Source organism: Streptomyces thermocarboxydovorans, from assembly GCF_039524635.1.
GTDB lineage: Bacteria > Actinomycetota > Actinomycetes > Streptomycetales > Streptomycetaceae > Streptomyces > Streptomyces thermocarboxydovorans.
In genome coordinates this window covers 1-13384 of the sequence record NZ_BAAAGU010000048.1, presented here as the reverse complement: position 1 = coordinate 13384, position 13384 = coordinate 1, and the positions used below count along the sequence as shown (strand labels likewise).

11 protein-coding genes and 2 pseudogenes are annotated in these 13384 nt (G+C 72.6%); 5 read left to right on the top strand and 8 right to left on the bottom strand.

The window, feature by feature from the left end:
- Positions 1–385 precede the first annotated feature (385 nt).
- Positions 386–2089 (top strand): glycoside hydrolase family 13 protein, encoded by a 1704-nt coding sequence (locus ABD198_RS21870; RefSeq protein ID WP_344004618.1) that lies wholly within the window; start codon positions 386–388, stop codon positions 2087–2089.
- A 293-nt stretch (positions 2090–2382) separates the two neighbouring features.
- On the opposite strand, the gene ABD198_RS21865 is transcribed toward ABD198_RS21870, so the two are convergent.
- The 3 genes and pseudogenes from ABD198_RS21865 to ABD198_RS21855 all read right to left on the bottom strand — a co-directional run.
- Positions 2383–2751 carry a DUF6479 family protein gene (locus tag ABD198_RS21865; protein WP_344004616.1) on the bottom strand — a complete coding sequence of 123 codons (369 nt, stop codon included), beginning with the start codon at positions 2749–2751 and terminating at the stop codon, positions 2383–2385.
- A 286-nt stretch (positions 2752–3037) separates the two neighbouring features.
- A complete protein-coding gene (locus tag ABD198_RS21860; protein WP_344004733.1) occupies positions 3038–3211 on the bottom strand; it encodes a hypothetical protein in 174 nt (57 codons plus the stop codon).
- Positions 3162–3272, bottom strand: a pseudogene (locus ABD198_RS21855) (helix-turn-helix domain-containing protein); the annotation flags it as partial. The gene ABD198_RS21860 and the pseudogene ABD198_RS21855, both read right to left, overlap by 50 nt.
- 85 nt (positions 3273–3357) lie before the next feature.
- On the opposite strand from ABD198_RS21855, the gene ABD198_RS21850 reads away from it, so the two are divergent.
- Entirely contained in the window at positions 3358–4980 is a 1623-nt protein-coding gene (locus tag ABD198_RS21850) for a penicillin-binding transpeptidase domain-containing protein (protein ID WP_344004613.1), read from the top strand.
- Between the two features lie 143 nt (positions 4981–5123).
- Here ABD198_RS21850 and ABD198_RS21845 read toward each other — a convergent pair whose 3' ends face one another.
- The 4 genes from ABD198_RS21845 to ABD198_RS21830 form a co-directional block, all read right to left on the bottom strand.
- On the bottom strand, positions 5124–7073 hold the full coding sequence (locus tag ABD198_RS21845) for a protein-arginine deiminase family protein (protein ID WP_425580524.1): 1950 nt from the start codon (positions 7071–7073) through the stop codon (positions 5124–5126).
- Positions 7074–7157: 84 nt separating this feature from the next.
- A complete protein-coding gene (locus ABD198_RS21840; RefSeq protein ID WP_344004730.1) occupies positions 7158–7382 on the bottom strand; it encodes a hypothetical protein in 225 nt (74 codons plus the stop codon).
- Positions 7383–7448: 66 nt separating this feature from the next.
- Positions 7449–8366 (bottom strand): SCO2400 family protein, encoded by a 918-nt coding sequence (locus ABD198_RS21835; RefSeq protein ID WP_344004607.1) that lies wholly within the window; start codon positions 8364–8366, stop codon positions 7449–7451.
- A 276-nt stretch (positions 8367–8642) separates the two neighbouring features.
- Complete coding sequence (locus tag ABD198_RS21830; protein ID WP_344004604.1) at positions 8643–9002, bottom strand: hypothetical protein; 360 nt, start codon at positions 9000–9002, stop codon at positions 8643–8645.
- Between the two features lie 538 nt (positions 9003–9540).
- On the opposite strand from ABD198_RS21830, the gene ABD198_RS21825 reads away from it, so the two are divergent.
- Positions 9541–10110, top strand: a complete 570-nt coding sequence (locus ABD198_RS21825; protein WP_344004601.1) for a DM13 domain-containing protein — start codon at positions 9541–9543, stop codon at positions 10108–10110.
- A 164-nt stretch (positions 10111–10274) separates the two neighbouring features.
- Here the strand turns inward: ABD198_RS21825 and ABD198_RS21820 are convergent.
- Positions 10275–10385, bottom strand: a pseudogene (locus ABD198_RS21820) (DUF72 domain-containing protein); the annotation flags it as partial.
- Positions 10386–10595: 210 nt separating this feature from the next.
- Here ABD198_RS21820 and ABD198_RS21815 point away from each other — a divergent pair.
- Together ABD198_RS21815 and ABD198_RS21810 are read left to right on the top strand one after the other, a co-directional pair.
- Positions 10596–11540 carry an RNA polymerase sigma-70 factor gene (locus tag ABD198_RS21815; protein ID WP_344004598.1) on the top strand — a complete coding sequence of 315 codons (945 nt, stop codon included), beginning with the start codon at positions 10596–10598 and terminating at the stop codon, positions 11538–11540.
- A 138-nt stretch (positions 11541–11678) separates the two neighbouring features.
- The gene (locus tag ABD198_RS21810) at positions 11679–12956 is read left to right on the top strand and encodes an NAD(P)/FAD-dependent oxidoreductase (RefSeq protein WP_344004595.1); all 1278 of its coding nucleotides are present in this window, start codon (positions 11679–11681) and stop codon (positions 12954–12956) included.
- Positions 12957–13384 lie beyond the last annotated feature (428 nt).

The following is a 13384-nucleotide window of genomic DNA, read 5'->3' as shown; positions in this document are numbered from 1 at the left end:
TGACCGCCAGAGGTGCGGCCCCGCGCGCCGGACGACTGGGGCAGGGGTGCGGTTGGTCCGCCGGGTGAACGGGGGCGCGGGCAAGCGCAGCGGGTGACGGCCAGGGGGCGCGGGCAAGCGCACCGAGCGACGGTCGGGGGCGCAGGCGGGCGCACCGGCTGACGACCAGGGGGCGCAGACGTGCGCAGCCGGTGACGGTCAGGGCACCGCGAGCCCGCACTCCGCGGGACGTCAGGCCCGCCCCGTCACGCATTCCGGAAGCGAACGTCCCGTATGCGGAGTATTCGACACCGGGCGGGAATGGCACCGCTCGGGTGGTGTGTTCACCTTTACTGCTGTGTGGACAGATTTCCGCTGTCACCCGCACGTACCCAGAGGAGACCGCGTGACCGATCGCACCGTCACTCCCGGCCCCCGGCCGCACCAGCCCGCACCCGACGCCACGCCCGACCTCTCCTCCCGTGACCCGAACTGGTGGCGGCAGGCCGTCATCTACCAGGTCTACCCCCGCAGCTTCGCCGACGCCGACGGCGACGGACTGGGCGACCTGCGCGGCATCACCCGGCGCCTGACCCATCTCGCCGCGCTGGGCGTCGACGCCCTGTGGCTCAGCCCCTTCTACCCGTCCGAGCTGGCCGACGGCGGCTACGACGTCATCGACCCGCGCGACGTGGACCCCCGCCTCGGCACCCTGGACGACTTCGACGCCCTGGTCCGCGAGGCCCACCGCCTCGGCCTGAAGGTGATCGTCGACATCGTGCCCAACCACACCTCCCACCAGCACGTCTGGTTCCAGGAGGCGCTGCGCTCCGGCCCCGGCTCCCCGGCCCGCGACCGCTATGTCTTCCGCGACGGCCGCGGCGCACACGGCGAGCTGCCGCCCACCGACTGGCAGTCCGTGTTCGGCGGCAGCGCCTGGAAGCGGGTGCCCGACGGGCAGTGGTACCTGCATCTGTTCGCCGCCGAGCAGCCCGACCTCAACTGGGCCAACCCGGAGGTGCGCGCCGACTTCCGCACAACCCTGCGCTTCTGGGCCGACCGCGGGGTGGACGGCTTCCGCATCGATGTCGCCCACGCCCTCGCCAAGGACCTCGACGAGCCGCTGCGCGACCTCGGGCGCCCCGAGCTGAGCAGCGAGACCGCCCTCGCCGGGTTCCCGCCCGGCACCCACCCCTTCTACGACCGGGACGAGGTGCACGAGATCTACCGCGACTGGCGCAAGATCCTCGACGCGTACTCCCCGCCCCGCATGGCCGTCGCCGAGGCCTGGGTGCCGGACGCCCGCCGCGCCCTGTACGCCCGTCCGGACGAGCTGGGCCAGGCCTTCAACTTCGAGTACCTCCAGACGCCGTGGGACGCGCAGGCGCTGCGCCGGGTGATCACCGAGTCGCTGGAGACGGCGAACGCGGTCGGCGCGTCGGCGACCTGGGTGCTGTCCAACCACGACGTGGTCCGGCACACCTCCCGGCTGATGCTGCCGCCGGGCACCGACGAGAACGCCTGGCTGCTGTCCGGCGGCCAGGCCCCCGCCGTCGACCCGGACGCCGGGCTGCGCCGGGCCCGCGCGGCCACCCTGCTGATGCTGGCGCTGCCCGGCTCGTCGTACGTCTACCAGGGCGAGGAGCTGGGCCTGCCCGAGGTCGCCGATCTGCCCACCGAGGTGCTCCAGGACCCGATCTGGGAGCAGACCGGCCGGGTCCGCAAGGGCCGCGACGGCTGCCGGGTGCCGCTGCCGTGGACCACCACGGGCCCGTCGTTCGGCTTCGGCCCGTCCGGGGCCTGGCTGCCGCAGCCGCCGTACTTCGCCGGGTACTCCGTCGAGGCGCAGGACGGTGTGGAGGGCTCCACCCTGGAGCTCTACCGCACGGCCCTGCGCCTGCGCCGCAAGCTGCTGCAGGACGAGACGCTGTGCTGGGCGGAGGACACGCCGGCGGGTGTGCTGCAGTTCGACCGCGGCGACGGCTGGCGCTGTGTGGCCAACCTGTCCGGCGAGCCCGTCAGCCTCCCGGCCGGCGAGGTCCTGCTGACCAGCGCGCCCCTGGAGGACGGCCGCCTGGGCCCGGACACCACGGCCTGGCTGGGCCGCTGAGGGGCCCGCTCGCTTCCGGTGAGGTGAGAGGCCCGCTTCCCGCCCGCCCCGGCCTCGCGTCCACCTGCGTGACGTGGGGCGGGGGCCCGTCCCCCGGTCGGCCCGGACGAATGGGTCGGACGAATGGCCCGGACGAATGGGAATGGGTTGAGCACGGCTCATTCGTCAAGTGCGAGCAGCGGGAGTTTCCGCCGGGCGGGCCGGCCCGGCTCCGGGCATGCGCCGGTCCGGGGTGACCTGGGATCAGTAGGCGTCGCACACGGCCGTACGGGGCCGTACGCAGGCGTACGTGATCACACGTGCCCCGGGCCTCCGCTGCCGAAGCCACCGCTGGAGCCGGGCGCCCAGCGCTTGCGGCTCTGGTCCTTGCCGGTCCTGGTGCTCGACTGATGGAGCTCGTACGGCATGAGGCGCCTGCCGTCCTCGGCGGCGACCACCTCGTCCGGTTCGCGGACCTCCAGTTCCTCGCGGACCGGGCCGCCCTCCGGCATCTTCGGTTGTTCCTCGGGGGACGGGTGGTGCACGTCCTTGTCCATGACCCGCATGCCGACGCGGACCGCCCAGATCAGCGCGAGGACCACGACCAGCCCGCCCATGAAGGCGGCGAACACGTTCAGCTGTTCCTGGGTTATCGCCAGTACTTCATACGTTGCCGTGCTCATGTCTTCATTGTCGCCGAGAAAATGCAATAAAGCGACCGGAATGTCCGGGAGGAATCGGGGCGAAGCGCGGCGTCCGAGGTGGGGGCTTGATCGGCTCGATCGGCTCGATCGGCTCGATCGGCTCGGTTTGCTCAGCTGGTTCGAGCGGCCGTCCCCGCCCCGTTCGGATGCGGTCGGCGCGCGCCGCGGCCCGCGGCGTGACAGATTGCGGCCAGAGGGAAGGCCGGGACGGGCCGTCGCGTCCCCACGTGTGCAGCTCGGGGCCCGGCCCCGGCCTTCCCACGTTTCAGCTCGTCGCCGGGCGCGCGCGCAGTGCGTCCACCGCGAGCCGGGCCGCGGTGCCGATGACCGCGTCGGCCGCCGGCAGGGCCGCGGCGGGGTTGGCGGTGCGGGTGAAGACCGCCACCGTGGATGCGCTGGGACAGGGGTGGCTGGGCCATGCCGAGACGGGCGGCGGCACGACCGAAGTGTGACTCTTCTGCAACAGCCACGAAGCACTCCAGGTGCCGCACCAGGTCCACGACCAGTCATCATATCGAGTGTTTATCGATCCATGATTCATATGTGTCTTGGACGGGTGGCCGGTCGTCCTGCTGTTCTCGGCGCATGGACACCCAAGTCGACTTCATCCGGACCTCTCCCGGCCGCCGCCGCCCGCGCCGGGCGGTGATGGCGTTCACCGCCGTCGCGGTGGTCGCCGCCCTCGGGGTGGGCGGCACGTACGCGGCCGGCATCGGACCCTTCGCGGACGACGGCCCCGATCCGAAGGCCGGGGCCCAGGCGCGCGCGTTCCTCGCCGACTGGTCCGCGGGCCGGCTGCCGGCCGCCGCCGCCCGCACCATCAGCCCCGGCCGCGCCCGGCAGGTCCTGGGCAGCTTCACCTCCGGCCTCGACATCGAGAAGCCGCAGTTCACCGCGAAGGCGCCGAAGGAGAGTGACGACGGCACCGTCACCGTCCCCTTCACCGCCCGTATGCCGATCACCGGACTCGGCACCTGGACCTACACCTCGGCGCTGCCGCTGCGCGAGCAGAAGGACGGCGACTGGAAGGTGGACTGGAAGCTGTCGCTGGTGCACCCGAGGCTCAGCGGCACCGAGAAGTTCCGCCTGGAACGCGAGGAGAGCAAGCCCGTCGAGGCCACCGACCGCGACGGCGACACCCTCTCCGGCGAGACCCACCCCTCCCTCGGCCCCGTCCTCGCCCAGCTCGCCGCACGTTCGGGCGGCGGACCCCGCGGCGCCGTGCTGCTCGTCGACCGGACCACCGGCGACACCGTGCGCACCGAGGCCGCCTTCGGCAGGAAGCCCGCCGTCAAGTCCGAACGTCCGCTGCGCACCACCCTGGACGCCGGCTGGCAGTCCGCCGCCGAGCGCGCCCTGGCCGAGGCGGACGGCAAGAACGCCGCACTGGTCGCGCTGCGCATCGACAACGGCGAGATCCTCGCCGTGGCCAACTCCCCCGCCTCCGGCTTCAACCGCGCCGTCTCCGGCACCTACGCCCCCGGCTCCACCTGGAAGATCGTCACCAGCAGCGCCCTGCTGCTGAAGGGCGCGGTCGCCCCGGACGACGTGGTGGACTGCCCCAAGTACCTGACCGTGGGCAAGAAGTGGCAGAACGTGGAGACCTCCGAGCACCGCGGCGCCACCTTCCGCAAGGACTTCACCGAGTCCTGCAACACCGCCTTCATCAGCCTGCGCGGCAGGCTCGGCGACGGCGAGCTCGGGGACGTGGCGAAGAAGTACTTCGGGGTCGGCCAGAGCTGGCACGTGGGCGTGCCGTCCTACGACGGCGCCGTGCCGTCGCCGCGCGACGAGACGGAGAAGGCCGCGTCGATGATCGGGCAGGGCCGCGTCCAGGCCAACCCGCTGATCATGGCCTCGGTCACGGCGACGGCCGTGTCCGGCACCTTCCACCAGCCCTCGCTGGTGCCCGGCGCCAAGGACACGACCGCCACCACCCGGCTGCCGCGCAAGGTCGTCTCCCAGCTGCGCGCCCTGATGCGGGCCACCGTCACCGACGGCACCGCGAGCATCCTGGCCGGCCTGCCCGGCGAGATCGGCGGCAAGACCGGCACCGCGGAGGTCTCCGACGACCAGGACAACAACGGCTGGATGGTCGCCCACCGCGGCAAGGTCGCCGTGGCCTGCGTGGTCGAGGAGGGCGTCACGGGCAGTGGCTCGACCGGGCCGGTGCTGCACAGCCTGCTGTCCGCCGTCCCCGAGTCCTGAACCCGGGTGGCCGGAATCCCGCTCCGGCCACCCGGGCCCGCTCGGGCTCTCGGGCCTCTCTCCGGCCACCCGGGCCTCTCCGGCCACCCGGGCCTCTCCGGCCACCCGGGCCGGCCCCGGCAGCCCTCCGGCGAGCGGCTTCGCTAACGCCCCTTCCACCAGGCGGCGTTGGCGTCCCGCAGGGTGTTGGTGCCGCAGTGCACCTCACCCATGCCGAGGTGGTACGTGTACCAGTCGTCGAGGTACGACACCTTCAGCCCCGCCCGCCGGTACGCGGCGCTCACGGCCTCGGTGAAGATGTCCTTGCCGCCGACGACCGGACCCCACTGACGGGGCGCCAGATACCGGTCCGGGCCCAGCACCACGCCGTTCACCGCGCCCGGTACGTACGCGCTGGTCATCACCGTCTTCGCGGCCTTGCCGCCGTTCCGTCCGGCCAGCCACTTCTGCTGGCCGCGCTCCCGCAGCGTGTCCACCAGCGGGGCCTTGCCGCCCATCCGGGTCAGCCGCGGCACGGGCACCTCGTCGCCGCTCGCGTCGGTCGCCTCGCCGTCCCGCGTGTAGAGGGCGGGCACCCGGACCACCTCGGCGTCGGTGACCCCGGTCTCCCGCTTGAGGATCGCCAGGTTGGCCTCGATCCGCCGCGCCGCCATCTCGTTGTCGGCGACCAGATGGCGGGAGGCGAGCGCCTTGTCGATGGTCTCCTTGGGCGCCGGCTGGCCCTTGACGCCCGGCACGGAGAACATCTTCGTCTTCCCGTGCCCCGCCTTCTGCGCGTCGCGCAGCAGCTTCAGCCCGGCCTGCGGGTCGGCGATGCCGATGCGCCAGCCGCGCGGGGTGCCGGCGGGCAGGAACTGCACGAACTCGTCGACGTGCCCGACGCTCAGCCAGGAGGTGTCCAGCAGCAGCGGATCCTGCAGCCCCTGCGCCTTCAGCATGGTCCGCACGGCCTTCGAGGGCTTCTCCCCGGTGTCCTTGCGCCAGCCCTGGATGATCCGGCCCGCCGGGTAGGAGCGGCCCGCGTGCGCGTAGGGCGGGATGGTCTCCAGGTTGCCCATGGAGTTCAGCGTCCAGTCCTCAGGACCGGACCGGTCGAAGGCCTGCACCACGCCGACGTTCCGGCCGCGCACCTTCTCGAACAGCTCACGGCCCGCCTCGCGGTCCCGCTGGTCCGAGCGCAGCATCACCCGCATCACCTGCCGGCGGCCGCCCGGCCCGGTCATGCTCACATAGGCGGGCTCCACAAAGTCCTGCGCCCAGGGGTCGCCGTACTTGTCGAAGGTGATCAGCGGCTGGGTGATCCCGGCCCGCTTCACCTCCTTGCCCAGCTCGTTGACGAACTTCTGCTGCATCCGCTCCCACTGGCCCTTGCCGGGCACCCGGGTGACCATGACCTGCTGCGCCTTCTGCAGGTGGTGGTGGGTCAGCAGCGGCGCCACCCGCAGCGTCACCTGGTCCGAGGTGGTCCGCTTGCCCGCGGTCACGGTCAGCCGCACCACGGCCCGCCCGTCCCATTTCTTCGGATCGCGGATGACGTCGGTGGCCTCGATCCCGAACTCCACGCCCGCGCGCAGCTCCTCGGGCGTCAGCCGGGTCTTCGCGGTGACCGGCACCCAGGCCCCGCCCCGCTTGAGGAAGAGGCGGGTGTACTTGGCCCCGGCGGTCACCTTCAGGCTGCCGTGGGCGCCCTTCCGCACCTTCGTCATCGGCACGGACCGGATTCTCGCCAGGTCGGCGGCGTCCGCGCTGCCGTTGACCTTGGCGTCGGCGGCGTCGTTGCAGGCGGCCAGCCTGGCGTCGGACAGCGGCTTGCCCTTGGCGTCCTTGGTGCGGCAGCGCTTGGTGTCGTCGTCGATGTTCGGCAGCATCACCGCGCCCCGGTTGGTGGACCAGGAGTCCTCACCGGCGGTGTCCGTGGTGCCCTGGACGTCGACGCGTCCGTCCCGGTCGGTGTCGACCCGCAGGTCGGCCGAGGTGGTGCCGGGCGCGGCGTGGGCGGGGGAGAGCGGTGTCACGCATACGGCTCCCGCCGCGACGAGAGCGGCGATCACCGGTCCTGCGGGGTTCCTGCGTATACCCGTACGAGTCCGCACGGCGCATCCCTCCTCAGGTGGGGGGTGGTTGTGTCGCCGTGCAAGAGGAGGGACAGGAGCCGCACGTTCCCGATGAGGCGCGGGTCATATCGCGCTGGGCGGACTGGAACTGACGCTGCGTCGGCTCAGTGGGACTCGGGACTCGGCCGGGCTCAGGCCGGAGATGCCCCCGCCGTCGCGCCGCGCTTCGAAGAAGCGCAGCCCTCCGCAACGTACGCCCAGCGCGGCAAGACCGTCGAGATCACCGGCCTGAACGATCCCGGCGCCCGCCTGCACGACCGGCTGAGCGGCGAACTCGTCGGCGGGCACTGACCGGCAGGCTGGACTCCGGCGGCGCCACGCCGTGTGGAGCGGCTCGGTGCCGCGGCCGCCGGGTCAGCCGACGCAGAGGACCAGCAGGCAGAGCCGGTCCGGCGAGGTCGGGTCGGTCGCGGGGTCGCTGGGCGACGAGGGAGACGAGGGCGAGGACGGGGACGACGGGGAGGTGCCGGACTGGCCCGAGCCACCGGTCCCCTTGCCGCCGGAGCCGCCGGAGCCGTTCGACCCGCCTTGGCCGCCGTTGCCCGCCGCCGACGGGGGTGCCGTGGCCGTGTCCGAGCCGCCCGGGCCGGACGAAGCCCTGCCGGAACCCGCGGCCGAGCCCGCGCCGCCGCCGGACGTGGAGGCCGGCGGAGTGCTCGGCTGCGCGGCGACCGGCGTGCGCGAGGTGGCCGCGTCCGCGGTGCGGGTGTCGGACGGCGTGCTGGGCGCGGCGGACGGGGTACCGGCCGTGGAGCGCCGCTTGCTGCCGCCGTCGGACGGCGACTTGGACGCGCGGTCGGTCTCGGCCGGGGGCGTGGGCATCGAGTCGCGTCCGAAGGGGGCGGTGGGCCCCTCGTCGCCGCCCATGCCGGAGTGCTCGGGCGCCGTCGCGGCCTGGGCGCGGTCGCCCGTGCCCCGCTCCATGGAGGCCACGGTCAGCCCGCCGCCGACCAGCGCGACAGCCGTGGCGACCACGGCACGCCGCTGCACCTTCTTCCACCGGGCCCGCTGCCGCCGCCGCGCGGCCCGCCCGGTGGGCGTGGACATCGCGGCACCGGTGTCAGGGGACAGGGCCTCCTCCGACTGCGTGGACTGCCCGGCCGACGCCGCCTTCGGGGCGGGCTCGAACGCGTTGAAGGAATCGAACACGTCGGAGGACGTGGCCGAGAGGGCCGCCGACACCTTCGGCGCTATGTCGGGGGCGTAGGCACCGCAGCCCGGGCACACCAGGGCGCCGTTCAGATGCCTGCGGCAGGTGGTGCAGTAGTCCATCGGTGTCTTCCTGAGTCGGCGTGCCGACGCGGGCGCGAGTGGTCGCCGGCGGGACGCCACGGTAACGACAGCAATGAACCTTCGTGTGCAGTCCTTGTGCCGCTCCTGCGCACATTCTCGGAATCCTGAACACCCCTCATCTTTCGCGGGGTCACCGATCAGGCGGAAGGGCCTCACTTGCCCTGTTCGTCTGTGCGGCAGTGCATCTGCGCTTCTGTGCGCCTATTCGCCTATTCGCCTATCGCCTTTTCGCCTATCGCCTTTTCGCCTATCCGTCTATTCGTCGGAGTAGCCGATCGCCCCCACGCTCCAGGCGCTCACCTCGGCGATCGCCACCCGGTACATGCCGCCGGTGTCGGGGATGCCGTAGCTGCCCTGGAGGATGCGGGCGAGGTGGAAGTGCAGGTGGGTGGGGCGGGCGCCCGGTTCGCCCGGCACGGAGAAGGCGGGGGCGAAACGGCGCAGCGAGGTCGAGTCGCCCAGCACCTCCGCGACGCGCTCTCTCCACATGGCCTCGGGTGCCAGCCGCCCGGTGATGACGGCCCCGGGGACCACCACGGTGAGCGACATCTGGCTGTCCTGCTCGGCCTCCACCATCGCGGCGATGTTCACGAGCAGACCATCAGGGTGCGACATGCTCAGAGAGTAGCCGACGTCACCCTGAACCACGGCGACGTCAACGCACCCTCCCGGCGCGCCTGACGCGGGCGGCGGTCCGGCACCGGACGCCTGCCGGCGTGCCGATGGGCTGCGTGTCGGGGTCGCCCAGCGGCCCCGCTGCCGCCGTGCCGCACGGTTCGATCCGGCGCTCACGATTCCGCCGGCCACGGCCGTCCGGCCCGCTCCGCGGCCGCGCCCCCGTACGGCGTGCTTCCCGACGCCGGGCGCTCATCGCTTCCGGCTCCCGGCCAGGGGGCCGGTCGGGCCCGGATCCACGCGTTCGTCGTGCTCGTCGCTCACGATGTCACTCTCGGTGATCGAAGTCCGTCCTTCTGCGACATTCCGTCCCATTGCAGCACCGCACCGGGGGCCTCGCACGTTCGCCCGTGTCGACGTGGACGTAGTGGACGTAAGGGTTTCGTCATTGGCTGCGCGGCCCCTGGCGGTCGTCCCGCCCGTTGAATGGAGGAGGGAGCGGGGAGCAGGACGACGGGCGCGCGAGGAGGCGGACGGCATGGGGCGGTTGCGCAGGGCACTGGTCAGGCCGTGGGTGGTCGGGCTGCTGGCGGTGGCGGTCGCCGGGGTGGGGTTCGGGCTGTACTGGTTCCAGCCGTGGAAGCTGTGGCAGGACGAGACGGTGCAGGAGGCGCTGCCCGCGGCGAGCGCACCGGCCGCCGACGCGCCCGCCGCTCCGGACTCCGACGCCTCGGGTTCGTCCGCGCCGGCGTCCCCGGCGATCGTCGCCAGCGGTGAGCTGATCAGCCACGAGCACGCCACCTCCGGCACCGTGAAGCTGCTGCGGCTGGCGGACGGCAGCCAGGTCGTACGGCTGGAGCGGCTCGACACCAGCAACGGCCCCGATCTGCGCGTCTGGCTGAGCGACGCACCGGTGAAGGAGGGCCGCGCCGGCTGGCATGTCTTCGACGACGGCCGGTACGTCAGCCTCGGCAAGCTCAAGGGCAACAAGGGCAGCCAGAACTACACCGTGCCCGGGGACGTCGACCCCGCCCGCTACCGCAGCGTCACCATCTGGTGCGACCGCTTCGACGTCTCCTTCGGCGCGGCCGAACTGGCCCGCACATGAGCAGCTCCCGTGCGTGCGGGATCTGACACACAGTCACGGTTCCGCAGCCGCCGTCGCGGAGAGGCCGAGCAGCCGGGTCATCGTCTCCGCCGAACGTACGGCCGCGTCGCCGCAGCAGTTGTTGAACAGCACGTGGAGTTGGTCCACTTGCTCTGTCAGGATCCCGCGTAATGCCGTAACCGCCCCTCGGCGTCCCGCCGCCCCGCCGGATACCACCTGCTCCTGACCAGCGCCGGATCTGTCCAGCCGCATGTGCCGACGAGGATGTCACCCATGGGGTGCGCCTACCCGCACTCCCTTCCGTCAGGCGGACGACGGACATCCTGCAGGCGGACGGCCGGCGGACATCCGTCAGGCGGACGGACAACGGCCCCCCGCCCGTCGGGCACCCCCGGCCCCCGGCCCCCGTCCGTCAGGCACCCCCGTCCATTAGGCACCCCCCGGCCCGCCCGGACGGCTCCGGGCCGCCGGTCTACGATCGATGCATGGCACTGACCGTGCACGACGTGGACCGGTTCGAGGCGGCGAGACCGAGGCTGGAGGCCATCGCCTACCGGCTGCTCGGTTCGGCGAGTGAGGCCGAGGACGCCGTGCAGGAGACGTTCCTGCGCTGGCAGGCCGCCGACATCGAGCGCATCGAGGTCCCCGAGGCCTGGCTGACCAAGGTGCTCACCAACCTGTGCCTGAACCAGCTCAGCTCGGCCCGTGCCCGGCGGGAGACCTACGTCGGTCAGTGGCTGCCGGAGCCGGTGCTCGCCGGCGACCCGATGCTCGGTCCCGCCGACACCGCCGAACAGCGCGAGTCGGTGTCATACGCGGTCCTGGTCCTGCTGGAGCGGCTGTCCCCGAAGGAGCGGGCGGTCTACGTCCTGCGGGAGGCCTTCGACTACCCGCACCGGGAGATCGCCGAGATCCTCGACATCTCCGAGGCCGCCAGCCAGCAGCTCCACCACCGCGCGAAGAAGCACGTCGCGGCCGGCAAGGCCCGCCGTGAGATCGACGAGTCGGCCGCTCGGCGGATCATCGACGAGTTCCTCACGGCCGCCACCAGCGGCCGGACGGAGCCGCTGATCAAGCTGCTCACCGAGGACGCCGTCTCGGTCGGCGACGGCGGCGGCAAGGTCCCGGCCCGCGCCAAGGCCTACGAGGGCGCCGTGGCGGTGGCGAAGTTCCTGCGCGGTCTGTTCAAGCCCGCCCCGGCCAAGCGCAAGCTGCTCGGCGGCTCGGCCGACCTCTACGCCACCTACGCCAACGGCGAGCCCGCGGTCGTGGTGGTCGTCGACGACCGGGTCGTCGGCATCATGTGCCTGGAGGTCACCGAGGAGGGCATCGCGGCGGTCCGCAACCAGGTGAACCCCGACAAGCTGGAGCGCGCCGCCCGCCAGTGGGCCGCGACCGACCACGGCGAACCCCTCGCCACGGTCTTCTGAGCGCCCTCTCCGAACGAGACCCTGGGGTGCATGTGACGCGCATCACAATCTCCTCCTGTCAGGAAACGCGGCGCTGCCCGGTTCAAGGGGCGAATCCCTCCGTGAACCGTCCAGAACCGCCCAGACAGGAGCGCCACCATGCAGACGCAGCACCGCATCATCGTCCTGGGAGCCGGATACGCCGGAGCCAGTGCCGCCGGGCGCCTCGCCAAGCGGCTGCACCCCGACGACGTGGACATCACGCTGGTCAACGCCGAGCCCGACTTCGTCGAGCGCGTCCGCAACCACCAGCTCGCCACCGGCCAGGACCTCAAGCCCCGCCCGCTGAGCGAGATGTTCGCCGGCACCGGCGTCGACTTCAGGCTCGCCCGGGTGACCGCGGTGGACGCCGACCGCAGGACGGTCACGATCAGCCGCGACGAGGGCAACGGCCAGAAGGGCACGGAGGAGCAGGGCATGGAGGAACAGGGCACGGAGGAGCTGCCCTACGACACCCTCGTCTACGCCCTCGGCAGCGCCGCCGACGACCACGGCGTCACCGGTGTCTCCGAGCACGCCCACGAGATCGCCAGCCGCTCCGGCGCCCTCCGGCTGCGCAGCCGCCTGGCCGAGCTGGCGGCCGGCTCCGCGGTCACCGTGGTCGGCGGCGGCCTCACCGGCCTGGAGGCGGCGACCGAGATCGCCGAGTCCCGCCCGGACCTCGACGTCTCCCTCGTGGCGCAGGGCGGCCTCGGCGACTGGCTCTCCGAGAAGGGCCGCGGCCACCTGCGGAAGGTCTTCGACCGGCTCGGCATCACGGTGCACGAGCACGCCGCCGTCACCGCCGTCGGGGCCGACCGGGTCACCACCGCCGACGGCCGGACCGTACCCGCCGAGGTCACCGTGTGGACCGCGGGCTTCGCCGTCCACCCGATCGCCCGGGCGACCACGCTGGAGGTCACCGAACGCGGCCAGATCGTCGTGGACCGCACCATGCGCTCGGTGTCCCACCCCGAGGTCTACGCCGTCGGCGACGCGGCCCACGCCATGGGTCCCGGGGGCAAGCCGCTGCGCATGTCATGCGCCACCGGCGTTCCCACCGCCTGGCAGGCCGCCGACGCCATCACGGCCCGCCTGACCGGCCGCAAGATCCCGACGATTCCGCTGCGCTACTTCAACCAGTGCATCTCGCTCGGCCGCAAGGAGGGCCTGATCCAGTTCGTCACCGCGGACGACCGTGCCACCGGCAACGCCCTGACCGGCCGGTTCGCCGCCCGCTACAAGGAGCTGATCTGCAAGGGCGCCGCCTGGGGCGTTGCCCACCCGACCATGGGTTCCGTGGGGCGCCGCCGGCACATCGTCCACACCGGCGCCCAGGACCCGGCCATCCAGCCGGCGTCCTCCACCTCGCCGGCCACGTCGGAGTCGGCCGCCTGACCAGACGCCGCCGACGTCCTCCTCATCACCCCGTCCGGCTCCCCGGGGCCCGGGTCGCAACTCCCCTCCGCGACCCGGGCCCTCTGTCTGTCACCGGGCCTTCTGCCCTCCCGCCCCTGCCCCGCACCGCCGATGCCCCTGACACGACCCCGCCCCCTCCCCGACCCGACCCTGAGGCATCCCCGATGTCACCCGGATATGTGTCAGGAATCTTTGACAGGTCTCCGAGGGGGCTGTCAGCCTTTTCTGACAGGTACGACGGAAAGGGGCCGCGATGCCCGAGGCCGCCGACGACAACGGCGTACCGCCGCCGGCACCGACGGGCGACGAGCTGCTGAAGGTGCTCTCCGCACTAGATGAATGAGTCCAAGGGGTGTCGTTGCGGTCAGTGATCGTAGGCGGTCAGTGACCGCTTGATCGGCTGCCCG